Source organism: Nonomuraea sp. GTA35 (genome assembly GCF_041950525.1).
GTDB lineage: Bacteria > Actinomycetota > Actinomycetes > Streptosporangiales > Streptosporangiaceae > Nonomuraea.
The window spans coordinates 129943-155147 of sequence record NZ_JBGNUV010000016.1 but is presented as its reverse complement, the minus strand read 5'-3'; the positions used below and the strand labels follow the sequence as shown (position 1 = coordinate 155147).

Below are 25205 nucleotides of genomic sequence, written 5' to 3'. Positions count from 1 at the left end.
GTCGAGGTGGGGAAACCGGCCGGAACGCACCACCGCACACACCAGGTGCCGATCACGGCATCTGAAAGGGAAACACCATGAGCAAGGTCATTCTCGTCACCGGAGCGTGAGGGGTGGGAGCTCGCACATCGGCTCCCACCCCTCACGCCTGCCGGTTGATCAGAGATGATGACCGCGGTCGCCGCCGCTTCACCCGACCCGATGGCGCCCTCGATGTAGCCGTACCAGCCGGTTGCCGTCTCGGACCCGGCCCAGTGGATGCGGCCCACGGGGGAGCGGAGCCCGTGGCCGTACTGGGTCCAGGTGCCGGGCGGGAAGACCGCGGAGTAGGCGCCGCGCGTGTGCGGCTCGGCGCCCCAGTCCTGCTCGGCGGGGCGGCGGCCGGTGGGCCGAACAGCCGGGTCAGCTGATCGACGACCGCCGCTCGGCGCTGGTGTGCCGGGCGGGCGGTCATGGTACGGGCCTCGCCTCCTTCGACGAAGCCGAGCAGGACGCCCGGTTCACCCGAGCGCGGGCTACTGTCGAAGACTGCGCTGAGGGGCCCGCGCAGGCTGGTGGCCTGGCCGCTGAGCGCGGACGAGCGCCAGAACGGCCAGGGGTAGACGGCCACCCACTTGATCACGCTGCCCATGGGCAGCCGCTGGGTCAGGCCGTCGCGGGCCGTTGGCAGGGCCGGCTCGTAGGTGATGCGGCCGGACAGTGTGGACGGGATGGCCACCACGACGTGCGCCGCCCGCCAGCTCGCCGGCGGTGACCTCGACGCCGTGCACATCCTGGACAATGTGATCGACCGGGGTGCCCAGGTGGATGCGGTCGCCGAGCCGGCGCGCGAGGCGGACGGCCAGTTCGTGCGCGCCGCCGTCGAGGCGGTCCTGTTGCGTGCCACCCTTCACAGCGATCACGCGTTGCAGGCTTCCGGCGGAGCGGGCGTAGAACAGCGCGTGCAGCAGGGACAGCTCACCGGGCCGGCAGGACCAGACCGCCCTGGCAGACCATGGTGAACAGCCGCCGCCCGGCCCGGGTCCACGTGGTGCGGCGGATCCAGGTTTCGAGAGCCTGGCCGTCCAGAGCCTCGGCGTCGGGGCTGCGCCAGGGCGCCTCGGTGTCGATTCTGCGGGCGAGCCGTTCGAACCGGGTTTGCGCCTGGGCGGCGTCCAGCAGGGCGAGCGGGCTCAGGCGCGGGATGGTGCCCTGGTAGCGCGCCCGCCGACGCGGTTGCGGGCTTCCAGCACGACGACGTCCAGGCCATGGCGGTGCAGGTCACGGGCGCAGGTCAGGCCCGCCAGGCCGGCGCCCACGACGATCGCGTCGACGGAGCGGGTGGATGGGTGGTCGGACACGTGTTTCTCCTGTGGGTCGGGTCATGCCCCGGACCACGATCCGCCACCCGGCCGGGAACGGACGTGTCCGTGGCATGACGGACACGTCAGCGCACCCACCGACCACCACGGCGCTGACCTGTATGAGATCAATTGATCCGGCTGATCTTACCCCCGAGGGTTGTCGCCCGGCGCGAGGAGCACCACGTCGCGGCCCGGCGTGCCCGAACGCCTGGGCGATCTCCCAGGTATGTTCCAGCCGCGTCTTGTCCCGCTCGGTGTAACGCTTGACGCTGGATCGATCCTCGATCCCCAACTGGGCGGCGACGACGTCCAGGACCTCGTTCGGCACCTCCAGCGGATCAGCCAGAAGCATCCCAGGTAACGAACGGTCACGAGTTGGAGAGCGAAGCCGCATCTGATGTGCCGGCCGCGATGCCCCTTGATGAGGGCCATGTCCTCGTTGTCGAGGAGCAGATGTTCGCTCTGCTGCATGCCTTTCGACGCCTGCGCATCCGCCCGGGAGGTCCGCGCCGACATCCACGAGGCCTTCCTCGAGCTGGCCTGCGCACTCGTCTGCTGGCGACGCCTCACCTCATTGCGCGTGCAACTCTTCGGCGGCGGACTGCGTGCCGATTCGCCTCCGGGCTGATGTGATGACGGTATGGTCGCCATGCGTGATGGCCGGATACTCCACGGCGTCTGGAGGCTGCTGCGGCGGTTGCCGCCAAGTGCGGCCAGGAGGGCCGCCCGGCTTCTCGCCGGTACACAGGCGATGCGCGAATCCGGCTATGGGAAGGCCGCGTACCGGATCTCACCCAGGCTGGCGGGCGAGAATCCCGGCCTAGGCAAGATCCCGCCGCGGTGGGCCGCGACGGTCCGCGTCCGCAGGAACGGGCTGAGGCTGGAGCTGGACCTGCGCGACAACCTCCAGGCCATCCTGTACTACACCGGACGCTACGAGCCCGATGTCCTGCGGTTCCTCCGCCGGGAACTCCAGGCTGGGGACGTCGTGGTCGATGTCGGGGCGCACATCGGCGTACACGCACTCGCCGCCGCCCGTATCCTGCGTCGCTCGGACGGCCGGGTGGTCGCTTTCGAACCCGCCTCGGACTCCGCCACCAAGCTCCGCGCCGCCGCCCACCGTAACCGCCTGCGGGTCGAGGTCGTGCAGACCGCGCTGGGCGCCCGCCCCGGAACGGCGGGCCTGTACGGCGACGCGCGCTACGACGCCGCCGACGCGGGAGTGCGGTCCCAGTACGGCGATGCGGCACTGGTCGAGCAGGTCCCGGTGCGCACCTTCGACGCCTGGGCCGAGGAGACGGGGCTGAGCCGCCTCGACGTCGTCAAGATCGACGTGGAGGGCGCCGAGGCCGCCGTGCTCACCGGCATGAGCCGCTCGCTTCGCACCCTGCGGCCGCGTGCCGTGCTGGTCGAGGTCAAACAGCGCGAACGCACGGACACGAGCGCGGAGGAACTGCGCGAACTCCTGCGCGCACATGGGTATGCGAAGGCCGCTCGCCTCGGCCACAACGAGCTGTTCCGGCCTGCAGGAGTTTGGCGAGGATCGCGCTCAACTGGCCGCGCTCGTCGGGGGTGAGGGCGTGGAAGGTGTCCTCGAGGAAGGCCGGGATCGAGGCTTGGGCCTCGGCGAGCCGCCGGCGGCCTGGCTCGGTGATGGTGACGGCGTAGGATCGCCGGTCGCCGGGGTTGCGTTCCCGACGGACGTGGCCCGCCTGCTCCAGGTCGTCGCAGACGCCGACCATGACGCTGCGGTCGATCCGGAGTTCTTCGCCGAGCGTCTGCTGGGGGCAGGGGCCGACGGCGTCGAGCATCTGGAGCACGAGGTGTTGCCCGACTCCGAGCCCCTCTTCGGAGGCATGCGCGTCGGCGGCGCGGGCCACGCGAGGGCGCCGCTCGGAGGAGCACACGGTCGCTGCGCAGTCGTCCGAGCACTTCGACAGGCAGATCGGCCAGCAGGAAGGCCAGGCGGGCGGCGTCGTAGCCGGCGTCGAAGACGATGGGGATGGCGGGGTCGCCCTCGTGCCGATGCCCGGCGCCGATCAACCGGATGACCAGGTGACGTACCTGGGTGGCGGTGACAGTGGCCTCATCGTCGTCCGGGCGCAGTCGGATGGCGTCCAGCACCGCGGTCCAGGAGGTGCGGCCGGTCTCCAGCGCGGCGATCACCGAGTACGGCCAGCCCGGGATCATCTCGTGCTGGTGCTTGCCGCGCCCGTAGGGGTGGCAGAACAGCCGGTCTGCGCTGGTGGGGGCGCCGGGACGCAACCATGGGCTGCGTCAAACGCAAGCTGAAGAAGACCCAGTACCGGCCTCACCTGCTCAACGGATGTCTGACCCAGACCGGGCTCACCCTCTACACCCCGCCAAATCCATGACCGAGCCTACGAATTCAACCGGTGTACTGGCACATTGAATGCTGCTCGGCTCCGTTAATTAGACGGCGGCCTAAGTAACAATATGCCGGTCAGCCGCAGGAACAGCGATTGTCTAGACCCATCGAACCTGGCAGTTCGGCGTGGATCTTGAGATCTGCGTAGGGCGGGCGACCATCCTCATGGAAACGGCAAGGAAACAACCGCTGCTCTACTACTGATCCGCATGACGTACCGAACTTCACTGACAGCACTGGCCCTGGCGCTGGCGGGGTCGGTGGCGCATCCTTCCGCGGCGGGCGCCACCGCTTCCGTCGCCGCGAGCGCGAGCGTCATCGCGAATCCCAGCCCGAGCTTCGGTGTGTCTTCCGCGCAGTGGAAATCTTGCCCGGCCTACTCCGATGAGGTGATCCGCAGTTTGGGCGTGGCGGAGGGCAAGGTCGCGGCGTTCCGCTCCTTGATGAAGCGTCTGGAGTGCGGGACGGTCAGCGTCCCGCTGAACCATCGTGACCCTGGCGGCCGGAAGATCGACATCGCGGTGAGCCGGCTGGCCGCCACGGACGAGGCCCACCGGCTCGGCGCCATTGCCGTCCTGCCGGGCGGGCCGGGCAACAGCGGATACCTGGACCCGGTCCTGCGGGCCGCGCTCAGGAACGAGGAGATGGCGGGGCTCAACAAGCGATACGACATCATCGGCTTTGATCCGCGCGGGGTCGGGAACAGCACCAAGGTCGCCTGCACCTTCTCGCCGATAGGCCCGCAGGAGCCCGGCCCGCTGACCGAGGAGGCGGCCAGGAAGATATACGACGCCCAGGTCGTCGCCAACCAGAAGTGCGGACGCTCTGACCCCGCCTTCCTCGGACAGCTCACCACCGAGAGCGTGGCCAAGGACCTGGACCTGGTACGGACCGCGCTGGGTGAGAGCAAACTCAACCTGCTCGGCTTCTCCTGGGGCACCTATCTGGGCATGGTGTATCGCAGCCTGTTCCCTGGGCACACCGGACGGGCCTTCTTGGACAGCGTGGCGCCGCCGTGGACCCGCATTGACGAGCATGCCAGGGGCAGCGCGGAGGCGGCCGAGCGCAACTTCGGGCGCATGGCCGCCTGGCTGGCCCGCCGCGACGGGACCTACGATCTCGGTGCCACCGCACGGAAGGTGCGCGAGGAGGTGGCGAAGCTGGCCCGCGCGTACGACAGGAGCCCCAAGGCCTACACCGACGTGCAGCGGCCCATCGACGGCTCGGCCGTCGCCGACCTGGCCAGGCGCAACTCGACCGAGTGGGTGCGCGCGGGCAAGGCGCTGGCCGAACTGCGGACGGCCACGGGCAGCACCGCCCCGCCCGCTGTCAAGGAGCTGCTCGGCGCACCGATGATGGGGACGCCCGTGCCCGGCGCGCCTGAGACACTGAACAGGACCATGAACTTGGCCGTCGCGTGCAACGAGGACAGTAGCCGGGCCGGTTTCGACACCGCCTGGCGTGACTACCAGCAGCTCGTGAAGCGCCATCCGGCGACCGGCCGGTCCTGGGGACTGCCTGTCATGTGTCCCGGCTGGCCGCTGCCGGTGCAGCAGGCCACGTTGAAGCGGAGCAGCGGGTCACTGGTGCTGGCGGGGCACCTGCACGAGTTCATGTCCGCCTACGACTGGACGCTGCAGACACGGCGCGCCATCGGCGGCACCGTCTATACGGTCGCCGACGACGTGCACGTGTCGACCACCCGGGTGCCCAAGTGCGCCGCCGACGTGGTGCGCTACTTCGAGACAAGCCGGATCGCCAAAGGTTGCGAGGGCAGCGCCATTCCGAGCTGACCACCGGTTACCGGCCCGGCGACCTGCCACGGGTCGCCGGGCCCGATGCCCTGGCGGCGTCATCAGGGCTCACGGCTCGCCCGCCCGAGACCACGCGAGCACCCGGTTCATCCAGGGCGCCACGCAGCTCTCGCGGCGCGCCCGGGCAGGTTCCGGCCGGTTCAAGCAGAGGCTCGTCACCACCATGCCGAGCCACTACATCGCGCTGTTCTCCCGGTTCATCCCGGGTGGGTGCGGGGACGGTCCACGTCATCGGGGGCTGCAGCAGGAGAGCGAGGCGGCGCCATGGATCCACGCCGACACCCCCTGTCGTCGGCCGCCACCTGCCGTAGATCAGCGAGATGAGTGCGGCGATGCCGCATCCCGCAACCATCCAGGCCTCTCCCGAAGCGTGCTCGGATTGGCACTGTCACTTTGAATGGCGTTCGGTCAAGCTGATGAGACATCGCCCTAAATGACAGTGCCCTGGTGACCACCTTGCGCGGTTGCTGGTGGTGGCCACCTCCGCCGTCCGCCACACTGACCTGAGGGCGACGTCTGGTGCTGCTCAACCGGCACGCGGTTGGCGCCATCTGCCGACAGCCGCTGCGGACTGGTCCTGGTCGACGAACTGCACAACATCTCCCCGGCCGGCCGCCGCACCGTCCGGCGCGCCGGGACGGGGATGCCCGATGATCTCGGCCGCTTCGCCTCTGGCGCGCCGACCCTTACGGGGCCTCACTTGGATTCGAGTCGTCCCATCGAGTGGGGGGTGTCGGTGAGGGCCGCTTGCGCGGCGGTCCAGGTGGAGCTGTCGATGCCGAGGACGTGGCGCAGGTAGGCGAGGGTGACCTGCTGGACGAGGGCGACGCGTTCCGGGTTCTCGTCGGTGGTCTCGGCAGCGTCGTAGCCGGAAATGCCGCCAAGGAGGTGCTCCCCGCCGAAGACGGTGAGCAGGCTCTTGTCGCCGGGACTGAAGGTGTAGGGCTCGGCGGTCCATTCCGGTCCCCGGGTGGTCACCGGGAGGTGATCCTTGTCGCCGGCGACTACCAGGGCCGGCGCCGTGAGGTGGGAGAAGTCCACCTCCCGCAGCCAGGGGAGGTTCTCGGCGGCGTACGGGGTCAGGTGATCACCGCCCCGCCCGGCCGTGGCCAGCAGGACGCCCGCCGTGACCCGTGGATCGGATAGGTCTTCGGCGGCCCCGGTCTGTGGGTCGGTGACACGCAGGCCCAGCAGGATTGCGGCGGTGTGGCCGCCGAAGGAGTGCCCGGCCGCGGCGATGCGGCCGCGGTCCAAGCGTCCGGCCAGACCGGGGACGGCGGCTTCCAGCACGTCGAGGTCGTCGAGGATGCGCTTCATGTCGGAGACGCGAATCCGCCACGTCCGGGGCTTGCGGAGGTCGTCCGGGGCGATCTTCACTCTCCTGGAGTCCAGGTGGGTGGCCTGGATCACGGCGAAGCCGTGGGCGGCCCAGTAGTCGGTGAGGGGCGCGTAGCCGTCCAGGTTCGAGCCGAAGCCGTGCGCGAACACGATGATCGGCAGGTCGCGTCCGGTGACCGGCGCGGACACGCGCACGTGCAGGTCCTCGCCGCGCTCGGGGGCGGGCAGCACGATCGGCTTGACCGAGACGATTGGGGCGGCGGCGAGGCCGCTGGTGATGCCGGTCGCGGTTTCTGAAGGGGTCATAGGTGATTCCTTCCTTGGTTTCTGTTCGGTGGCCAGTTCGTGGCGGTTCGCGGCCGGAGTGGGATGGAGACGATCAGTCCCACGCCGGGTACGCTAAAACCTGACATCGATGTCAGAGGCAAGGGTGTGTGCCGCACCTCACGGAGGGGATCGGATGCGCATCGGGGAGCTCGCCGCCAGGACGGGCGTCAGCGTCCGGTCCCTGCGGTACTACGAGCAGCAGGGCATGCTCGCCGCCGAACGAAGCTCCAGCGGTCAGCGCTACTACCCCGACGGCGCGGTGGACAGGGTCCGGCTGATTCAGCAGCTGTACCACGCGGGCCTGTCCAGCAAGACCATCGTCGAGCTCATCCCGTGCGTCGTCGACGGTCGCGCCACGCCCGAGTTGCTTGTCCGGCTGGCTGCCCAGCGCGACCACATCGACAAGCAGATCGCTGACCTGACCGACACGCGCAACCGGCTCGACTCGGTCATCACCGACGCCGGCACCAACATGCTCACCGGCCGGTCCTGCCGCGCCAAGGACGCTCCGCACGCCTCGGCGCAGGACGAAAGGGGCTCAACGGTGGGGTAGAGCCGAGATGCGAGCAAAAGCGGCTAACGGTGGATCATGTTCGTACCATGGTCGGAACTTCCGTTATCTCGGCTGGACGTGTTGATGCTCGCGCTGAAGGGTTTCAGCGGCTGTGCACCTGCCGATAATTACATTCACCCAGGTCATTGCCGTGTAGGCCTTCGAGCGGCGTGCGTGAGTTCCGACCATCAGGAGAAGAAAACGTGCGGCATGATGATCAGGTGCTCCTTCGCCACCGAGCCCACCAAGCCCTGGACCAACCAGCCCCACTGCGTCCCGTTCCGGGCCAGATCGCTAATCCCGGGCGAATCATCGACCTGAACGCGAGACCGGCTCAGTGGCGTCCTTCATGAATACTCACATGCCACCTGACCTGCGTGGATGGAATTATCGGCGGGCGCAGCGTCTTGATCCTTCTCAGCGCCAACGGCTGTCCGCCGGTTCCTCGCCCCCGTTGAAGTTGGCGGAGGTGGCTCGGCCGTACGCAGTGACGTCAAGCCGTTTCACGCGGAGGGGCGACGGTGCCGTCGAACGTGTGAGTGCACGGTAGCAGGATCTGCCGCTCGTAGTCGCCGACCGGATCGGTGATCTGCGAGGTCAGGAGGCTGACCGCGCGGCGGCCCATGGCGTTGCGGGGGATGCACAGCGTGGCGAGCGGATCGAGGCCCGACTCGCCTCCGGGGTCGTCCACCAGCAGCACCAGCGACAGGTCGGCCGGGATGTCGATGCTGCGCAGCCTCGCCATGGCGGCCAGCACCCGGACCAGGCTGACCGCCTCGACGAGGACGGCGGTGGCGCCGTCGCGCACGGCCTGATCCAGCCATTGGGCGGTCAGATCGTCGGGGCGGGCGAAGAGCGGTTCGGGGACGGGCAGGCCGAAACGCTCCAGGGCCGCGCGGAAGCCCTCCCACCGGTCGGTCTGCGGCTCGTCGCGCTTGGCCTCGCCGAGGTAGGCGAAGGTGCGGTGGCCCAGACCGACGAGGTCGTCCACGATTCGGCCGGTGGCGGCCCGGTAGTCGCCGCCGACGTAGGAGATCTCCGTGCCAGGGACCTCGCGGTGGCCGATGTAGACGAACGGGTGCCGATCGGCGGCAAGCCGGGCCAGGTCCTCGCGGTGGGTGTGGTGGCCGAGCAGCAGGCTGCCGTTGGCCTGGCGCAGCCCGTTCATGGAGCCGCTGTAGAGGCGGCGCACGCCGTCCTCGTTCGGGGCCGCGGTGAACAGGACGAGGTTGCAGCCCTCGATCCCCGCCTGTTCCTCGATGCCCTGCAGGAATTCGAAGTAGTAGTCCCTGGCGCTGGTGGGGAAGATCGGCTCGAAGGTGTGCACGCCGAGCAGCAGAGGCGCCTGTCGCGGGCCGGCCGTCGCGCGTTGCTGGCTCGCCGAGACGTATTTGAGCTGCCGGGCGGCCCTGAGTACTTTGCGCTGTGTCTCGGCCGAGATGCGGCCGAGGTCGCCCGAGCCGGTCAGCACCATCGAGACGGTCGACTGCGACACGCCCGCCTCCCGTGCGATGTCCGCCTGGCTGGGCCCTCTCCCCCTTGATCGCGACATGCCCCCGATTCTGCATCAGTAATAGAGAGTCTGTCCAGTGCTGATATTTGCATATCTATTAGCTATTGACATCTGGATTTGGCCCCGGCTTAACATGTGCGAAACCTGACGACCTGGCACAGAGAAAGCTAGCAAATTAGCAATGAGTGAACTGAAGGTTGACCTGTTGGTGGTGGGTGGCGGGCTCGGGGGAGTGGCGGCCGCGCTGACGGCTGCCCGCCTTGGCCATCGAGTGCTGCTGACCGAGGAGACGGACTGGCTGGGCGGTCAGCTCACTGCGCAGGCCGTGCCGTCGGACGAGCATCCGTGGATCGAGACGCCGCATGTGTCCGCCGGCTACCGGGAGTTGCGCAACCGCATCCGCGACTACTACCGGCGCAACTACCCGCTCCTGCCTGAGGTGGCGGCCCAGGAGGTGCTCAACCCCGGCCTGGGAAACGTGAGCAAGCTCTGCGTCGAGCCGCGGGTGGCGCTGGCGGCCCTGGAGGAGATGCTCATGCCGTACGTCTCCGCGGGCCGGATCACCGTCCTGCTCGACACCGTCCCCGTCGGCGCCGATACCGAAGGTGACCGGGTGACCTCCGTGACGCTGCGCGGCACCCGAACCGGCGAGCTGACCACGGTCACCGCCCCGCTGGTCGCCGACGCCACCGAGCTGGGCGATCTGCTGGAGCTCACCGGCACCGAGCACGTCATCGGCGCCGAGTCTCAGGACGAGACCGGCGAGCCGTACGCCGCCCCGGTGGCCGACCCCATGGACCAGCAGGCGATCACCTGGTGCTTCCCGCTGGAGTACCGGCCCGGCGAGGAGCACGTCATCGACAAGCCCGCCTCCTACGACCACTGGAAGACCCACGTCGACCCCTTCTGGCCGGGCCCGCAGCTGTCCTGGGAGAAGATCGACATCCATACCATGAAGGGCCGGGTCAACCGCATCTTCGAAGGCGACATGGACGCCGTGAGCCTGGCCGACTTGTGGCACTTTCGCCGCATCCGGGCCCGCACCCAGTTCGACCGCGGGCTCATCGACACCGACATCACGCTGGTGAACTGGCCCAACATCGACTATTGGGAGGCACCGCTGCTCGGCCCCGGTGCCGACCGGGAGAAGGCGCTGCAGCGATGCAAGGAGCTGTCGCTGTCGTACCTGCACTGGATGCAGACCGAGGCGCCGCGGCGCGACGGTGGGCACGGCTATCCGGGCCTGCGGCTGCGTCCCGACCTGACCGGCACGGCCGACGGGATGGCGAAGGCCGCCTATATCCGCGAGTCGCGCCGCATCAAGGCCCGGTTCACGGTGCTGGAGCAGCACATCGCGGTCGTGGACCGCCCCGAGGGTGCGGGGGCCGAGCGGTTCGCCGACTCGGTGGGCGTCGGCCACTACAACATCGACCTGCACCCGAGCACGGCCGGCATCAACTACGTCAACCTGGAGGTCTACCCCTTCCAGCTCCCGCTGGGCGCGCTCGTCCCGGTCCGGATGCGCAACCTGCTGCCGGCCAACAAGAACATCGGCACCACCCACATCACCAACGGCAGCTACCGGCTGCACCCGGTGGAGTGGAGCATCGGCGAGGCCGTCGGCGCGCTGTCGGCGCTCTGCCTGAGCCGCGGCACCGAGCCGCACGCCGTGGCCGACTCCACGCCCCTGACCGAGGACCTGCAGCGGCTGCTCACCGGCACCCTCGGCGTCCCCGTGGCCTGGCCGGAAGAGATCGCCGTCATGCGCCCCTCCCAGGCCCGCAAGCACGCCACCCCCACCTACGTCCTGCCCGAGCGGCGCGCATGAGGCCGTCGACGGAGCAGCACGACGTTCTCATCTACGGCGCGACGCTAGCCGGCATCATGGCCGCGCTCCGGCTGCGCCTGCGCGGCCTGAGCAGCCTGATCCTGGAACCGACCGGGCACGTAGGGGGCATCGTCGCCGGCGGACTGGTCAAGAGCGACCCGCCGAACGTCATCGAGGCCCTGGCCGGGCTCACCCGCGACCGCTTCTTCCGCGGCATCGGCCACGAGTACGGCGCCGCGGAGCCCCGCTACCGCTTCGAGCCCAAGGCCGCCGAGCGGGTCGCCCGGCGACTGCTCGCCGAGGCAGGCGCGCAGGTGGTGACCGGCACCCGCATCCACGGCCCCGCCGACGTCGAGACGCGGGGCCGCCGCATCCAGGCGGTGCTCGGCCGACGGGCCCGCTTCTTCATCGACGCCTCCTACGAGGGCGACCTCATGGCCGCCGCCGGCGTACCGTACACGTACGGGCGGGAACCGCGTTCCCGCTACGACGAGCCGTTCGCCGGCGTGCTGCCCCACCGGGCGCTGCGCCGCAGCGAGTTCTCGCCCAACGCCGGCTACCCGGTGGGCCCGCCCCCGGCCGAGCCGCCCGGCGAGGGCGACGCCAAGACCCAGGCGTACAACTTCCGCGGCGTGTTGTCCAAGGCCGACGACCGGCTGCCCTTCCCCAGGCCCGAGGGGTACGACCCGGCCCTGTACGGCCTGCTGGGCCAGCTCATCAGCCGCCGCGGCATCACCGGCCTGTCGGACATCGTCACGCACACGGCCCTGCTGCCGCCCGGCGACAAATACCAGACCAACCAGGCCTTGTTCATCGGCTTCGACCTGCCGGGCGCGTCGTGGGACTACCCGGACGGCACCTGGGCCCGGCGTGAGGAAGTCATCGCCGAACACGTGCGCTGGCACCAAGGCATGCTCTACTGGCTGGCCAACGACCCGTCGCTGCCGGAGTCGTTCCGCGCCGACACACGGGCGTTCGGGCTGCCGGCCGACGAGTTCGCCGACAGCCCGTACGGTGCCGGCTTCCCGCACGCCCTGTACGTCCGTGAGGGCCGCCGCATGATCGGCCAGTACGTCCTCACCCAGCACGACCTGCGCATCCCCGGCAACACCAAGGCGACCCCGGTGTGCTGCTGGAAGTACGGCATCGACTGCCACATCGTCCAGCTCTACCCGGAGGGGGAGCACACGATCGCGGGGGAGGGGCCGCCCAGCGGCACCGAGTACAACGAGCCTGCCGACCTCTACCAGGTCCCCGCCGAGTGCCTGTTCCCCGCCCGCGGCGGGATCGAGAACGTGGCCGTGCCCGTCTGCTTCTCCGCCAGCCACGTCGCCTGCCTGTCGGCCCGCATGGAGCCGAACTACGGCATGCTCGGTGAGGCCGCCGGCGAGCTGGCCGCCCAGTCCCTGCGCACCGGGCGGGCCGTGCAGGACTACCGCTACCCCGACCTGGCCGCCGCCCTAGAAGAGCACGGCAGCGTGCTCTCCCTGCCCGATCTGGAGCCGGCGCCATGATTCCTGACCCGCCGTTCCAGCCGGGCCCGCTCGACGCCGCTGCCGGCCGGCGGCCGCACCGGATCGAGCTGCCGCTGCACGTGGGGGAGTCCCGCGAGCGGTGGTCGCTGCGGCTGGAGTTCACGGCCGGGCACGGCCCCTGCCCCGACCTGGAGCTCGAGATCGACGGCGCGCATCGTGGGCTGGTCCACCCCGAGGTGCGGCGCGAGGACCGCGCCGAGGTCTACCGGCACGGCCCCATCGCCGGCGAGGTCCGGCTGGACGTGCCGATCCCCGGCTCGATGCTCCCGCCCGGAGAGCACGTCCTGGCCATCACCACGACGCTGGACCACGAGGCCGCCACCGGCCCCGTCACGATCCCCGGGCCGGGGCCGGCCCGGCACCGCGAGCAGTTCGGGCACCACTTCGGCAGCGGCATCACCTGGCGCTCCATCACCCTCGAACCCGCGATCGCGCCGCTGCCCGGGCCCGTGCTGCGCGTCACGCCGCTCTACCTGCACGACGGCCGGGAGCTGGCCGAGCTCACCGTGCCGCTGCCCGCCCGCCGCGCGCAGGTCCGCCTCGCCGGCCGTACCCACGCCTTCGACCTGCCCGGACGAGACTTCGGCCAGGCCCGCGTACGCTTCCCCGTCCCCGAGGCGCGCGGCCCGGCCGAGGTGACGGTTGATGGCGGCGACCCCGTGACGTTCACCCTCACGCCCGCCCGCAAGTGGACGCTGCACCTCATCCCGCACGTGCACCTCGACGTCGGCTACACCGACACCCAGGGCAAGGTGCTGGAGTTGCACAGCCGCAACCTCGACCGCGCTGTGGCCGCCCTGGACCGCGACCCCGGCTTCGCCTTCTCCGTGGACGGCTCGCTGGTGCTGGCCCAGTACCTGGCCACGCGCTCGGACAAGAGCGCCGGGCGCGTGCTCCAGGCGCTGCGCGACGGCCGCATCGCGGTCAACGCCTTCCACAGCCTCTTCCTGTCGGGGGTGGCCTCGCTGGAGGAGATCTACCGGGCGGCCTACCTGGCGGCGCGGCTGCGCGACGAGCACGGCGTGCCCATCACGTACGCCAACCTCACCGACGTGCCCTCCTACAGCGCGGCCGTGCCGTCGATCCTGGCCGCGCTCGGCATCGGCGGCTTCGTCGGCATCGAGAACCACCATCGCGGCGGCAACGCCGACAGCGACCTGCAGCACCTGCTCAGCCCCGTCATGTGGGAGGGCGTGGACGGCTCACGCGTGCTCACGCACTTCTCCGACACCTACTCGCAGTTGCGGTTCATGGTGGGCGACCCGCAGACCGTCGAGGGCGGCGCCCACTCCCTGTGCCGCCTGCTGACCCGCTACGAACGCCCCGGCTACCTGCCGCACGACCTGGCGATCATCGGCACCCACGCCGACAACGAGGACCTCGCCGACGGCGACGCCGGCTTCGCCGCCCGCTGGAACGCCGTCTACGCCTACCCCCGCATCATCGTCTCCACGATGGCCGACTACCTGGACGCGGTCCGTCCCCTGGCCGACCGGCTGCCGGTGTGGCGCGGTGACGGCGGCAGCTACTGGGAGGACGGCGTCGGCACCGGCGCCACCGTGGTCGCCGAGCACCGTCGGGCGCAGAGCGCGCTGCCCGCCACCGAGGGACTGGCCGCCCTGGTCGCGCGGGCCGAGCCGGCCTACCGCCCCCACCGGGCGGCGCTGGACGCCGCCTGGGAGGGCGCGCTGTTCGGCGCCGAGCACACCTGGACCTGGTCGCACGCGCTCGCCCACCCCCACGGCGAGCAGGTCGGCGACCAGCTCGGCTGGAAGCGCCACCAGGTGCACACCGCCCTGCGCACCGCCGTGGACGAGGGCCGCCGGGCGCTGAGCCAACTCGGCGAGCTGGTCACCACGCAGGGCCCGGCGCTGCTCGTACACAACCCGCTGAGCTGGACGCGAGACGTGGAGGTAGAGTACGAGTCCACCGCGCCGCCCCCGTTGCCCGCCGAGGTGCTGTCCGACTGCGCCGGCCTGCGCCGCTACCGGCTGACGGTGGCCGACGTGCCCGCCTTCGGCTACCGCACGATCCCGCTGCCCGACCCGGCCGCGCTCGCGCCGGGCGAGGAGGACGGCCGCCGCGCCACCCGGCGCTCTCACGACGGGGACTGGCAGCCGGTGCCGCCGCGCCTGCTCACCCCTCGGTGGGAGGCCGGGCTCGACCCCGAGACCGGCGCGCTGCTCGCCCTCACCCACCGGCCCACCGGCCGCCCGCTGCTCGACGGGCCCCTCGGCCAGGTCCTCTACGTCCGCAACGGCCCCTCCACCCGTGTCGTGACCGGGCACAGCGGCGAGCCGCACCACCACCCGCCCGCACCCCGCACCTCCCTGGACGGCCGCCTCCCGCACGCCGACCCGCCTGAGCCGGAGGTCTTCCCGGCGGCCATGCGCCCCGTCGGGCTGCGCCGCACGTACGACGGCTGGCGCGTGCGGGCGGTGGGCAGCGCGCCCAGCCTGCCGCACGTCGAGGTGGACATCCTGCTCAGGGACGCCGACGACCGCGTGGACGTGCTGGTGCGCCTGGAGAAAGAGCGAGAACCCGCCAAGGAATCGGTCTACGTCGCCTTCCCGTTCGCGCACGAGGAGCCCCGCTTCCGCTACGACCGCCAGCAGGGCTGGATCGACCCGGCCGCCGGCCACGCCCCCGGCGCCTGCCAGGAGTGGTTCACCACCCAGCACGGTGTCGTCGTCGCCTCCCCGTCCGGCGCCGTGGCGTGGAGCTCGGCCGACGCGCCGCTGTTCACCGCCGGGGACATCGTCCGCGGCGCCTGGCCCGAACGCTTCGCCCCCGCGAGCGGCGCACTCTACTCGTGGGTCATGAACAACTACTGGCCCACCAACACCCCACCCGAGCAGGACGGCACGCTGACCCTCCGCTACGCCTTCCGTCCCCTGCCCGCCTTCGACCCGGTGGCCGCCGGCCGGCTGGGCCGTGAGGTCCGCGCCGCGCCCATGGTGTCGGAGGTGACCAGGCTCGACAAGTTCGACACCGAGCCCCGCCCGCTCGACGCCCCCGCCGCGAGCCTGCTCGACCTCGGCCTGCCCGGCTGGGCCGCCGCGACCGTCGCAGAGCCGCGCGACCGCACCGGACTGCTCGTCCGGCTCCAGGACCTGTCGGGCCAGGGCGGCGAGGTACGCCTGCGCCACCCCGGCCGGATCGTCCTGTGCCGCGCCGACGAGACGGAGCTCGGCGAGCTCGACGGACCCGTCCGCCTCGGCCCCTGGGCCGTCACCACCCTCAAGCTCCTCTAGGACTCCTCCAGGAAAGGAAAGGCCATGTCTGACGCGCGTCACAGCAGGCGCCACTTCCTCCAGCTCACCGGGAGCACCGCTCTGCTGGCCGCCTCGGGCGGCCTGCTGACGGCGTGCGGCCCGTCCTCACCCCAGGCGAGCCCGCAGGCCGGGACCCGCAAGGCGGTCATGCCCGCGTACGTCCCGTCCGGCCTCGTCAAACCCGACCTGCCGGCCACCGCCGAGGGCGTGCTGGCCGCCTACTACTCCTACCCCGCCGAACCCGTCACCGCCTTCACCGACAAGCCCGGCGAAGGGCTGGGCGAGGTCAAGGTGCTGACCAACATGTTCAACCCGGTGCCACCCGGCCCGGACGCCAACCGGTTCTGGCAGGAGCTGAACACCCGGCTCGGCGCCACGCTGAACATCACCATGGCGCCCGGCGTGCCCGCCTCCGCCTATGTGAGCAAGCTGTCCACCGTCATCGCCAGCGGCGACCTGCCCGACATCCTCATGCTGTCGGCCACCCTGGCCGGCCGCTCGCAGATCCTCACCCGCCTGTGCGCCGACCTCAGCGACCTGGTCTCCGGCGATGCCGTCAAGACCTACCCGTTCCTCGCCGGCATCCCGCGCGACTCCTGGCTGGCCACCGCCTACCAGGGCGGCGTCTACGCCATCCCCATCCCGCGCGCCATCGTCGGCACGATCATGTTCGCCCGCTCCGACCTCATCGCCGAACGCGGCCTGAGCGGCGAGGCCAAGAGCTACGACGACTTCCTCGCCCTGGCCAAGGGCCTGACCGACCCGGCCAAGAACCGGTGGGCCTTCGGCAGCGCCAAGGGCGTCATCACGTTCGTCGGCACGATGCTCGGTGTCCCAAACACCTGGCTCGAGCAGGGCGGCCGATTCACCTCCGAGCACGAGGCCGAGGGCCGCAAGGAGGCCATCGCCAAGACCGCCGAGATGGTCAAGGCCGGCCTGTTCCACCCCGACGCCATCGGCGGCAGCCTCAACCTGCGCGAGCTGTTCGGCAACGGCACCATCGCGCTCAACTCCGACGGCTACGCCGCCTGGGACATCCTCGCCGACACCTACAAGGTGGACGTCGGCGCGGTGGTCTCGCCGGGCCCGGCCCGCGCGGGGCAGGCGAGCTTCGCCATCACCGCGTTCAAGAAGGCCGGCCGCGACCGGCTGGCCAAGCTGCTGCGCATCTGCGACTGGCTGAGCGCGCCGCTCGGCACCAGCGAGTACATGTTCCGCAAGTTCGGCGTCGAGGGCACCCACTACACGATGAAGGACGGCACGCCCGAGCCGACCAGCCTCGGCAAGGCCGAGGTCAAACTCCCCCTGGAGTACATCGCCGACGCCCCCCACGTGCTCGGCCCCCGCCCCCGCGAACGGGTGGACGCACAACGCGCCTACCAGGAGCGGGTCGTGCCCACGATCGTGCGCAACCCGGCCGCCGCCCTCTACTCCGAGACCGCCGTCAACAAGAACGGCACCCTCACCAAGATCATCGACCAGGCCGAGCTGGACATCGTCTCCGGCCGCAAGCCCGTCAGCCACTGGGACGAGGTCGTCAAGCAGTGGCGCGCCCAGGGCGGCGACCAGATCCGCCGCGACTACGAGACCGCGCTGGCCAAGGGCGACTGAGCGATGGCGCTCGACGTGAAATCCCCGCCGGCCCGCCCGGCCGCCCCGCCGCGGCGCGCCACCCCGAAGGCCTCCCGGCTGCGCAGGGACGGACTGCTGCTCCTGCTCGGCGTCCCGGGCCTGCTGGTGATCCTGCTGTTCCACTACGTGCCGATGCTCGGCAACGTGATCGCCTTCAAGGACTACCAGCCCTTCCTGGGCATCTGGGAGGCGCCGTGGGCCGGCTTCGAGAACTTCCGGGTGATCTTCAACGGTGACCCGGCCTTCCTCAACGCACTGGTCAACACGATCGTCATCTCACTCGTGCAGATCGTCTTCGTCTTCCCCGTGCCGATCGCGCTGGCGCTGCTGCTCAACTCCCTGGCCGGGGCGCGTCTCAAGCGGCTGGCCCAGTCGATCCTCTACCTGCCGCACTTCATGTCCTGGGTGGTCGTCGTCGCGATCTTCCAGCACATGCTGGGCAACGCGGGCCTGCTGAACACGTTCCTGCGCGGGCACGACCTGGCCACGCTGCCGCTCCTGGGCAACCCCGACCTGTTCCTGGCCCTGATCACCTCGCAGGTGATCTGGAAGGACGCCGGCTGGGGCACCATCATCTTCCTGGCCGCGCTCTCCCGCGTCGATCCCGAGCTGTACGAGGCCAGCGCCATGGACGGCGCCTCCAAGACCCGCCAGCTCTGGCACGTGACCCTGCCCGGCATCCGCGGGGTGATCGTGCTGATGCTCATCCTCAAGCTCGGCGACGTGCTCACCGTCGGGTTTGAGCAGATCATCCTGCAGCAGGGCATGGTCGGCACCGAGGTGTCGGAGGTGCTGGACACCTACGTCTACACCTACGGTGTCGTCGGCGGCAGCTGGGGCGTGGCCGCCGCGGTCGGCCTGGTCAAGGGCCTGGTCGGGCTGGTGCTCGTGCTCGGCGCCAACAAGGTCGCGCACCTGCTGGGCGAGAGAGGGCTCTACACCAAATGATCGTTCGTACCCTCAAGGGCGTGGTCGTGGCCGCCTGCTGCGCCCTGGTGATCCTGCCGTTCCTCGCGGTCCTGTCCACCAGCCTGGCCGACCAGGCGCAGGTCACCGCCACCGGCGGCTACGTCCTGTGGCCGGAGCGGCCCAACCTCGACGCCTACCGGGCCATCCTGGCCGGCGGGGTCGTCACCCGGGCGCTGCTGGTGTCCGTCGGCGTCACGGTCGTCGGGACGCTGCTGTCGCTGACGTGCATCACGCTGCTGGCGTACTCGCTGAGCCGGCCGGGCTCGCTGCTGCACCGCCCGATCCTGCTGACCGTGCTGTTCACGCTGCTGTTCGCGCCCGGCATGATCCCGATGTATCTGACGATCAAGCAGCTCGGATTGCTGGACTCCTACTGGTCGCTCATCCTGCCCGGGCTGGCCGGCGGGTTCCAGATCATCATCATGCGAGCCTTCTTCCAGGAGATCCCGGGTGAGCTGATCGACGCCGCCCGCATCGACGGCGCCGGCGAGCTGCGCATCCTGCTCCGGGTCGTGCTGCCGCTGTCGAAGGCGGTCATCGCCGTCGTCGGACTCTTCAGCGCGGTCGCGTACTGGAACGCGTTCTTCAACGCCATGCTCTACCTCAACGACACCGAGAAGTGGCCACTGCAACTGGTCCTGCGCACGTACGTGGTCGACAACAGCGCGCTCAGCGTCGACGCGGCGGACCTGTCGGGCAGCTTCCTACCCCCTCCCCAGTCCATGCAGATGGCGATCCTGGTGCTGAGCCTGGTCCCCATCGCGATCGTCTACCCGTTCCTCCAGAAACACTTTGCCAAGGGCATCCTCATCGGCGCGGTGAAAGGCTGACACATGAAGATCAACGAAGACCGCCGTCGGATCCTGTCCGCGTTAGGCGCGGGCGGCGCGGCCGCCATGGCGCTGAGCGCCACCCCCGCGCAGGCGGCCAAGCGCGAGGTCCGGCAGATCGCCGGTGTCACGGACCTGCGCAAGACCCCCGGCCAGCCGGGGGAGCAAATCTACCTGCTCGGTTACTACCAGGCCGAACCCGGCGTGACGGCCACCCCTGGCCGCGGCGGCGGCGACCTGTACTGGGACGAAACGAGCACCGAGCCCGACGACGCCGGCACCGTCTTCGCCGTCGCCGGCGTGGCCACCGGCCGGTGGAAGCGGCCCGTCGCCACAACCGTGGATCTCGCCTGGTACGGCTGGCGCGGCACCGGAACCGACGACGACACCCAGCGCCTGCAGAACGCTGTCAACGCCCTGCCCACCGGCGGCACCATCGAGCTCGGCCCCGGCAAGGTGCTCCTCAAGAAGACGATCTCGGTCAAGCGCGTGCCCATCACCTTCGACGGCGCCGGCCACACCGACAGCCTGGACCAAGGCACCCAGATCCTGCTCGAGACCGGGACCGCCGACGGCTTCCTGCTGACCGGCGTGCACGGCGGCGGCTTCCGCAACCTGCAGATCCGCGGCCTCAACCTGACCGGCGGCGCAATGATCCGCACCGAGCGGGCGGGGGCGGCCAAGGAGGACGGCAACTACATGCTGGCCTTCACCAACGCCCGCTTCCGCGACGGCCACAACGGGCTCGTGTTGCGGGCCTGCAACACGGTCAGGTTCCAGAACTGCGTCTGGAACACCTTCACCGGCGACCAGGTCATCCTGCTCAACGGCGTCGCCGACGACCAGCGCGCCGACCCGGTCGAGTTCGTGCAGTGCGGCATCGCCGCCGGCAGCGGCAACAAGGTCACCGACAACGTGGTCATCGACGGGCTCGGCGGATCGATCAAGTTCATCGCGACCGCCATCCTGTTCGGGCGGCACGGGCTCTGGATGCGCAATACCACCGGCACCAAAGCGCTGCCGAAATTCGTCTACTTCGAGGGCGGTGGCTTCGAGAACGGCCACGGCGTGCCCGTCCTGCTGGAAGCGGGGGCACAGGCCCAGTTCGCCAACACCTACATCTCCGCCGACGGTGAACTCGACAACGTCCGGGTCGGCCCCGAATTCGTCGGCGGAGTCACCTTCACCGGCTGCGTCATCCGCGGCGCGGGCCGCAACGGCATCGACGTCGCCTCCGCCCGGACCACCGTGAGCGGCTGCCTGATCGGCAACAACGGCCGGATGGCGCACCCCGACTTCGCCCGGCAGATCAGCGCCGTGGCCGGAAACGGCTCTGGCGGCGTCCGCGTCACCACCTCCACCCCGCACGGCTGGGAGAGCGACGACCGCGTCACCGTCACCGGGATCACCGGCTTGGCCGGCGCGTGGACGATCCAGGTGGTCAGCGAGACGGCCTTCGACCTCAAGGGCGCCGGACCCGGCACATACCCGGGCAGCGGCCAGGTCTACCGGCACGGCGCCGGCATCAACATCCGCGCGCAGGCCACCCGCGTGGTGGTCACCGGCAACGCCATCGGCGGCTTCGTCGGTGACGGCGTCAACCGGCAGGACTACGGCATTGTCAGCGCCTCACCCGACGTGCTCATCAGCGGCAACGACCTCAACGGCAACCACGCCGGCGCGTACGCCCTGACCGGCGCGCAGACCGCGCAGACCCGCGCCACCGGCAACAAGGGCGTCCAGCAGATCGACGGCTGGCTGACTGCGCGCATCGACGGCGCCGTCACCGACGGCCTGCACGACCTGTCCAACCTGCTTTACGCCGACGGCCAGCGGCTCCGCATCGTCCGGATCGCCAGAAAGCTCGGCGCGGGGGCCTGCCAGGTGCGCCTGGATGTCGACGGCGACAGCGCCGGAGGACCGGCGATGGCCGCCACCACCACCTTCCAGACCACGACCCTCACCGCGCCGTACGTGGTGGACGGCACCTCGGCCGCCAAGCGCCTCCAGGTACGCGTCCTCGGCAGCTCCGGCGCCAGCGGGCTGCTCGTGCAGTTCGGGTACCAGGTGATCGCGTGACGTAGCGAACGCTCAGCCCTCGGTGGGCCACCAGGTGGACCGGCCGGTGAGCGTGCAGGAGAAGGTCGAGCGCAACCCCCTCGATGGTGTAGCCGATGTGGAACAGCAGCCCGATCAGCGTCTTGACCCGGCCCAGCGTCCAGCACTGATCCTCGACATAGCCCCAGGCCAGCGGCCCACGCTTGAGCTCGGCATCCAGCCGCTGCCACTGCCGGGCCGGCGGTGATCGCTCCGCTGTACTATCACCTGATCTTCTTCAACCACCCGGTCGGGCCGAACACGCGCGCATGCTCGTGGATCTGGGCCTGAGTCTTCCGCGCCCTGGCTGATCGCCGCGGGGCAGGGCCGCGCCGCCCCGAGGGCACGTCACTGCCAAGGGCATCGAGTCCGGTGGCCACGCGGCCAGGAGCGACCCGGCAGCCCTTCGGCGTGCTCTCCTTCCTCACCGGCCGCATGCCGAGGTCGCGGAGGCGTTCGTCGAGCCGGAAGAAGTTGATCGGGAGTCGGGGTTGTCCGGATGGCAACCGGGCAGGCCGACTTCACCCACGACCGGCTGGTCGACGGCACCGATGCGGAGTTCCTGTCCTGGCTGGACGGCCGCTCCTGCTTGGCCCTGTCGTGTGGCCGTGCCCGCCCGCGTCACCGGGGCCGACCTGCTCCGGGGCTTCCACGGTGACGATGATCCGGTCGTAGGGAGCGCCGGCGGGCACGCCGTACTCGGCGTCGGCGACCGTCGCTGCCCTCGCTCGACCCAGCCGCCGCCCACCGCCTGTACGACCTGACCGGCCACCTGCTGCGCTTCTGACTTCTCAGAAGGGCTGATCCGGCGCGTTGGCCATTCGCCACTCGCAGGGTTCAGCGGGGCTGATAGGGATCATGATGGGGGAGGCAGTTCCGGGTCTCGATGTGGTGAAGGTACGGCGGGCGGCTGGAGCCGTTCGCGGCAAGCAAAGCGGTCATCCTGGCGCCGGCCGATGCGCCGGGTCCGGCCGAGATACGGTAAACCGGCCATGAGCTGATCTTGACACCCGTTCCGGAGGCTGAAATGCAGTCAGCGGTCAACCGTGATCAGTTTGAGGGCGTCTTCCTTGTCTTTGCCGGATGGCAAGCTGTACCAGCGGGTGGTCTCCACGCGGGCGTGGCAGAGGATCTCGGCGACCAGGACCAGGTTGGTCTGGCCGCGGACCAGCGTGGTGGCGAGTGTGTGGCGCAGGACGTGCGCGGTGGTGGGATCGTCCGGCCCGGCCGTCTGGGCGATCTCGGCGATGATGCCGCCGGCGGCCCGGGCGGTCAGCCGTCCGCCCTTGGCCTTGAGGAACAGGGCCCGGTTGTCTCCGGCCTGGGGCCAAGTGGGGCGTTCATCCAGGTAGAGCTGCAACTCGGTGCGGAGCTTGGGGTGGATGTGCACCTCGCGGAGCTTGCCGTCCTTGCCGTACAGGCCCAGGCGGCCCTCGCAGGCCGACATCTGGACGTCGCCGACGTCCAGGCGGACGACCTCGCTGATGCGAGCGCCGGCACAGTACCGGATCAGCGCGATGCACCGGCCCCAGGGCAACAGATGCGCCTCCACGGCGCGCAGCCAGCGGATGCGGGCACGCGCCTCCAGGGCGCGCGACGCTCTTGGGCAGGTCCTCGCGGGTGACGCTCCATGCACTGCCGGAGATCGCACATGCCATGGACATGGAGGGGTTGCAAGGTGTCAGACCTGAAGATCGTCGCAGGGGCCACCACGCCGGCGTCGTGGGGAGCCACTGAACAAGGTCACCGCCCGTCTCAAGCCTCTCGTGCGTTGAGTGCCAAGCGCCTGGCCGCGTTATGCGCGGCTGCCGTCCTGGGCGCGGGGTGCGCCGCCGCGCCGCCGTCCCGAGGTGCGCCCGCGCCGACCGCCGCCTCCCCGAGCGTCACCGCGGCAACCCCCAAACCCTCTCCAGTCCGTACGGCCCGGGGCCGGGGCTGGCAGCTCGAGCACGTCGGCGACCAGCGCGGAACCCGGCTGAAAGCGGTCGCAGCCAGCGGTCCGCGCGACGTGTGGGCGCTCGGCAGCCCGCACGAAGGCACCGGCCGGCTGCTGCTCCTGCACTTCGACGGCCGGCGTTGGCGCGAGCACCCCGCACCCGAGGTGACGTGGGACTCCAAAGACGACGAGAGGTTTCCCGCGCTGGTGACGACCGGGCCGCGCGACGCCTGGATCTTCGCCCCCACCGCCGCCCTGACCGCGCACCACTGGGACGGCGAGCGCTGGAGCGGTGTCCGGCTGCCGGACCTGAATCTCGACCCGGGCGAGCGGGCCGACGCCACCGCCCTCGCGCCCGACGACGTGTGGCTGGTGGCCGGCGATCACGCCGCGCACTGGGACGGGCGAGCCTGGACGGTCATGCGCCTGCCCGCCTGGGCGGCGTCGGTGTCGGCCGCGGCACCCGACCAGGTGTGGGCGGTCGGCAGCACCGGCCGTCCGGCCGCGCAGGGCGGCTCCGACTCTCAGGCGGCCACCATGCGCTGGGACGGCCGGTCATGGCAGCTGGTCCCCGCGCCCGAGGACCGCACGCCGAGCGAGGAAATCAACAGCCAGGGCCGTCCGGACGGCAGCATCCCCTCGATCAGGCTCACCCAGGTCGTCACCCACGGTCCCGGCAACGTGTGGGCGATCGGCACCCGCACGGTGTTCGACTACGAGGACGGCAGCAGGAGCAGCACGATCACCATGCACTGGGACGGCAAGACGTGGTCGCGGGTGCCGGGCTCGGCCGAGGTCAGCGCGTCCGGCTCCGACGGCGCGAACGGGATCATCCTGGTCGACTGGGACGCCGACGAAGGCGGCTTGAGCGGGACCATCCGGGTCGCACCCGACGGCAGCCGGACCGAGCTACCGCCGATGGCGGGGCCGAACCGCAGGCGCGAGGTCGACGTCTCCGCGGTGAGCGCGGTGCCCGGCACGAGGACGGTCTACGCGGTCGGCCTCGCCTATGGCAGGAACTTCGGCCCCATGATCGCCCGCTACCGCTGAGTTCACCCGCGTGACGGTCGGCCCATCCACCCACCCATGACCTCGACATCGGCAACCACATCGTCATCAAGCGCCACGCCGACTGACTCCATCGGCACGTTCGAGAACCTCACGGTCCGGGTTCTTCGGCCCGTCCGAGAGCCTCTGGCATCCCGCCCGGACAACCGGTGAGTGCGGCCGGGCGGCGTCCGCAGGACCGCTGTCAGTTTGCGAAGTCGTCTGCACGGCTGTCCTGGGCTTTCAGGCGACTGTGCAGAGGACAGTGAAGTACCACCCGGCTGAAGAAGGTGAAGGGAACGTGACTGGCCGTTCGGCTGCTGCTCAGGTTACCCTCCGCATGCCGGGCACGGCTTGTGCCCAGCTGCCCCGCCGGCCACGGCCGGTGCCGAGCCTGCCGGGCACGTACGGATCGACTACGCCCGCGTCACCACCCGTCCCGAACTCGACAAGACCGTCCCGCTGGCCCGGAACTGCGCGCGGAGGGGGCGGCGGTCACACTCGTGGTGTACGAGCACATGCGGGCTCGGCCGCGGGCCTCGACCTGGCCACCCTGGCTGGCAGCAGCTACGCGCCGCCGGCATCGGCCTGGAGCTCCTCACTGGAGAGCTGCAGGGCTCCCGATGTCATCTGGGGTTCTCAAGCACTCGAGTTGGTCAGCCGCTTGAAGGCCAGTGAGCCATGAAGGCGAGTAGGCCAACCGGGGCCGCCGTGCCGAACTGCCGATGCTCTCTATAAGACAGACACAGCAGACGCTCATGAGCTCAGCCGGCGGCCGC

General features: G+C 70.4%; 17 protein-coding genes and 3 pseudogenes. 13 read left to right on the top strand and 7 right to left on the bottom strand.

The features are described from left to right. Nucleotides 1-227: 227 nt before the first annotated feature. The 3 genes and pseudogenes from ACBJ32_RS48295 to ACBJ32_RS48285 all read right to left on the bottom strand — a co-directional run. Nucleotides 228-893: pseudogene (locus ACBJ32_RS48295) on the bottom strand (flavin monoamine oxidase family protein); the annotation flags it as partial. A 279-nt stretch (nt 894-1172) separates the two neighbouring features. After that, nucleotides 1173-1340, bottom strand: coding sequence for an FAD-dependent oxidoreductase (locus ACBJ32_RS48290; protein WP_375132627.1), 168 nt, complete (start codon nt 1338-1340; stop codon nt 1173-1175). Beyond that, nucleotides 1261-1775 (bottom strand): annotated as a pseudogene (locus ACBJ32_RS48285) (DUF4158 domain-containing protein). Before ACBJ32_RS48285 ends, ACBJ32_RS48290 begins: the two are co-directional and overlap by 80 nt. A 37-nt stretch (nt 1776-1812) precedes the next feature. Between ACBJ32_RS48285 and ACBJ32_RS48280 the strand changes: the two are divergent. After that, nucleotides 1813-1971, top strand: coding sequence for a hypothetical protein (locus ACBJ32_RS48280; RefSeq protein WP_375132778.1), 159 nt, complete (start codon nt 1813-1815; stop codon nt 1969-1971). A gap of 123 nt (nt 1972-2094) precedes the next feature. Beyond that, the gene (locus tag ACBJ32_RS48275; protein WP_375132626.1) at nt 2095-2919 is read left to right on the top strand and encodes an FkbM family methyltransferase; all 825 of its coding nucleotides are present in this window, start codon (nt 2095-2097) and stop codon (nt 2917-2919) included. 151 nt (nt 2920-3070) lie between these two features. Here ACBJ32_RS48275 and ACBJ32_RS48270 read toward each other — a convergent pair. Beyond that, a pseudogene (locus tag ACBJ32_RS48270) lies at nt 3071-3154 on the bottom strand (MarR family transcriptional regulator); the annotation flags it as partial. Nucleotides 3155-3941: 787 nt separating this feature from the next. Here ACBJ32_RS48270 and ACBJ32_RS48265 point away from each other — a divergent pair. Then, the gene (locus ACBJ32_RS48265; protein ID WP_375132625.1) at nt 3942-5525 is read left to right on the top strand and encodes an alpha/beta fold hydrolase; all 1584 of its coding nucleotides are present in this window, start codon (nt 3942-3944) and stop codon (nt 5523-5525) included. 717 nt (nt 5526-6242) lie between these two features. On the opposite strand, the gene ACBJ32_RS48260 is transcribed toward ACBJ32_RS48265, so the two are convergent. Beyond that, nucleotides 6243-7190 (bottom strand): alpha/beta hydrolase family protein, encoded by a 948-nt coding sequence (locus ACBJ32_RS48260; protein WP_375132624.1) that lies wholly within the window; start codon nt 7188-7190, stop codon nt 6243-6245. Nucleotides 7191-7344: 154 nt separating this feature from the next. Here ACBJ32_RS48260 and ACBJ32_RS48255 point away from each other — a divergent pair, with 154 nt between their 5' ends. Beyond that, nucleotides 7345-7764, top strand: a complete 420-nt coding sequence (locus ACBJ32_RS48255) for a MerR family transcriptional regulator (protein WP_375132623.1) — start codon at nt 7345-7347, stop codon at nt 7762-7764. A 493-nt stretch (nt 7765-8257) separates the two neighbouring features. Here the strand turns inward: ACBJ32_RS48255 and ACBJ32_RS48250 are convergent, their stop codons facing one another. Then, a complete protein-coding gene (locus tag ACBJ32_RS48250) occupies nt 8258-9316 on the bottom strand; it encodes a LacI family DNA-binding transcriptional regulator (protein ID WP_375132622.1) in 1059 nt (352 codons plus the stop codon). A 142-nt stretch (nt 9317-9458) separates the two neighbouring features. On the opposite strand from ACBJ32_RS48250, the gene ACBJ32_RS48245 reads away from it, so the two are divergent. The 8 genes from ACBJ32_RS48245 to ACBJ32_RS48210 are packed head-to-tail and all read left to right on the top strand — an operon-like array spanning nt 9459 to nt 21651. Then, on the top strand, nt 9459-11105 hold the full coding sequence (locus ACBJ32_RS48245) for an FAD-dependent oxidoreductase (RefSeq protein ID WP_375132621.1): 1647 nt from the start codon (nt 9459-9461) through the stop codon (nt 11103-11105). Continuing rightward, on the top strand, nt 11102-12619 hold the full coding sequence (locus ACBJ32_RS48240) for an FAD-dependent oxidoreductase (RefSeq protein ID WP_375132620.1): 1518 nt from the start codon (nt 11102-11104) through the stop codon (nt 12617-12619). Before ACBJ32_RS48245 ends, ACBJ32_RS48240 begins: the two co-directional genes overlap by 4 nt. Beyond that, the gene (locus ACBJ32_RS48235) at nt 12616-15894 is read left to right on the top strand and encodes a hypothetical protein (RefSeq protein ID WP_375132619.1); all 3279 of its coding nucleotides are present in this window, start codon (nt 12616-12618) and stop codon (nt 15892-15894) included. Before ACBJ32_RS48240 ends, ACBJ32_RS48235 begins: the two co-directional genes overlap by 4 nt. Before the next feature lie 24 nt (nt 15895-15918). Then, nucleotides 15919-17526, top strand: a complete 1608-nt coding sequence (locus ACBJ32_RS48230) for an extracellular solute-binding protein (RefSeq protein ID WP_375132618.1) — start codon at nt 15919-15921, stop codon at nt 17524-17526. Between the two features lie 3 nt (nt 17527-17529). Beyond that, the gene (locus ACBJ32_RS48225; RefSeq protein WP_375132617.1) at nt 17530-18495 is read left to right on the top strand and encodes an ABC transporter permease; all 966 of its coding nucleotides are present in this window, start codon (nt 17530-17532) and stop codon (nt 18493-18495) included. Beyond that, on the top strand, nt 18492-19346 hold the full coding sequence (locus tag ACBJ32_RS48220; RefSeq protein WP_375132616.1) for a carbohydrate ABC transporter permease: 855 nt from the start codon (nt 18492-18494) through the stop codon (nt 19344-19346). Before ACBJ32_RS48225 ends, ACBJ32_RS48220 begins: the two co-directional genes overlap by 4 nt. 3 nt (nt 19347-19349) lie before the next feature. Continuing rightward, nucleotides 19350-21425 (top strand): hypothetical protein, encoded by a 2076-nt coding sequence (locus ACBJ32_RS48215; RefSeq protein ID WP_375132615.1) that lies wholly within the window; start codon nt 19350-19352, stop codon nt 21423-21425. Between the two features lie 46 nt (nt 21426-21471). Further along, complete coding sequence (locus tag ACBJ32_RS48210) at nt 21472-21651, top strand: hypothetical protein (protein ID WP_375132614.1); 180 nt, start codon at nt 21472-21474, stop codon at nt 21649-21651. An 825-nt stretch (nt 21652-22476) separates the two neighbouring features. On the opposite strand, the gene ACBJ32_RS48205 is transcribed toward ACBJ32_RS48210, so the two are convergent. Then, nucleotides 22477-22995, bottom strand: a complete 519-nt coding sequence (locus ACBJ32_RS48205; protein ID WP_375132613.1) for a tyrosine-type recombinase/integrase — start codon at nt 22993-22995, stop codon at nt 22477-22479. A gap of 219 nt (nt 22996-23214) precedes the next feature. On the opposite strand from ACBJ32_RS48205, the gene ACBJ32_RS48200 reads away from it, so the two are divergent. Further along, nucleotides 23215-24429 (top strand): hypothetical protein, encoded by a 1215-nt coding sequence (locus ACBJ32_RS48200; RefSeq protein ID WP_375132612.1) that lies wholly within the window; start codon nt 23215-23217, stop codon nt 24427-24429. Nucleotides 24430-25205 lie beyond the last annotated feature (776 nt).

What these genes read in the sequence shown, in the direction of transcription:
- ACBJ32_RS48280 (WP_375132778.1), top strand. Translation starts at nt 1,813, where the DNA reads ATGCCTTTCGACGCCTGCGCATCCGCCCGGGAGGTCCGCGCCGACATC.
- ACBJ32_RS48275 (WP_375132626.1), top strand. Translation starts at nt 2,095, where the DNA reads ATGCGCGAATCCGGCTATGGGAAGGCCGCGTACCGGATCTCACCCAGG.
- ACBJ32_RS48265 (WP_375132625.1), top strand. Translation starts at nt 3,942, where the DNA reads ATGACGTACCGAACTTCACTGACAGCACTGGCCCTGGCGCTGGCGGGG.
- ACBJ32_RS48260 (WP_375132624.1), bottom strand. Translation starts at nt 7,190, where the DNA reads ATGACCCCTTCAGAAACCGCGACCGGCATCACCAGCGGCCTCGCCGCC.
- ACBJ32_RS48255 (WP_375132623.1), top strand. Translation starts at nt 7,345, where the DNA reads ATGCGCATCGGGGAGCTCGCCGCCAGGACGGGCGTCAGCGTCCGGTCC.
- ACBJ32_RS48250 (WP_375132622.1), bottom strand. Translation starts at nt 9,316, where the DNA reads ATGTCGCGATCAAGGGGGAGAGGGCCCAGCCAGGCGGACATCGCACGG.
- ACBJ32_RS48245 (WP_375132621.1), top strand. Translation starts at nt 9,459, where the DNA reads ATGAGTGAACTGAAGGTTGACCTGTTGGTGGTGGGTGGCGGGCTCGGG.
- ACBJ32_RS48240 (WP_375132620.1), top strand. Translation starts at nt 11,102, where the DNA reads ATGAGGCCGTCGACGGAGCAGCACGACGTTCTCATCTACGGCGCGACG.
- ACBJ32_RS48235 (WP_375132619.1), top strand. Translation starts at nt 12,616, where the DNA reads ATGATTCCTGACCCGCCGTTCCAGCCGGGCCCGCTCGACGCCGCTGCC.
- ACBJ32_RS48230 (WP_375132618.1), top strand. Translation starts at nt 15,919, where the DNA reads ATGTCTGACGCGCGTCACAGCAGGCGCCACTTCCTCCAGCTCACCGGG.
- ACBJ32_RS48225 (WP_375132617.1), top strand. Translation starts at nt 17,530, where the DNA reads ATGGCGCTCGACGTGAAATCCCCGCCGGCCCGCCCGGCCGCCCCGCCG.
- ACBJ32_RS48220 (WP_375132616.1), top strand. Translation starts at nt 18,492, where the DNA reads ATGATCGTTCGTACCCTCAAGGGCGTGGTCGTGGCCGCCTGCTGCGCC.
- ACBJ32_RS48215 (WP_375132615.1), top strand. Translation starts at nt 19,350, where the DNA reads ATGAAGATCAACGAAGACCGCCGTCGGATCCTGTCCGCGTTAGGCGCG.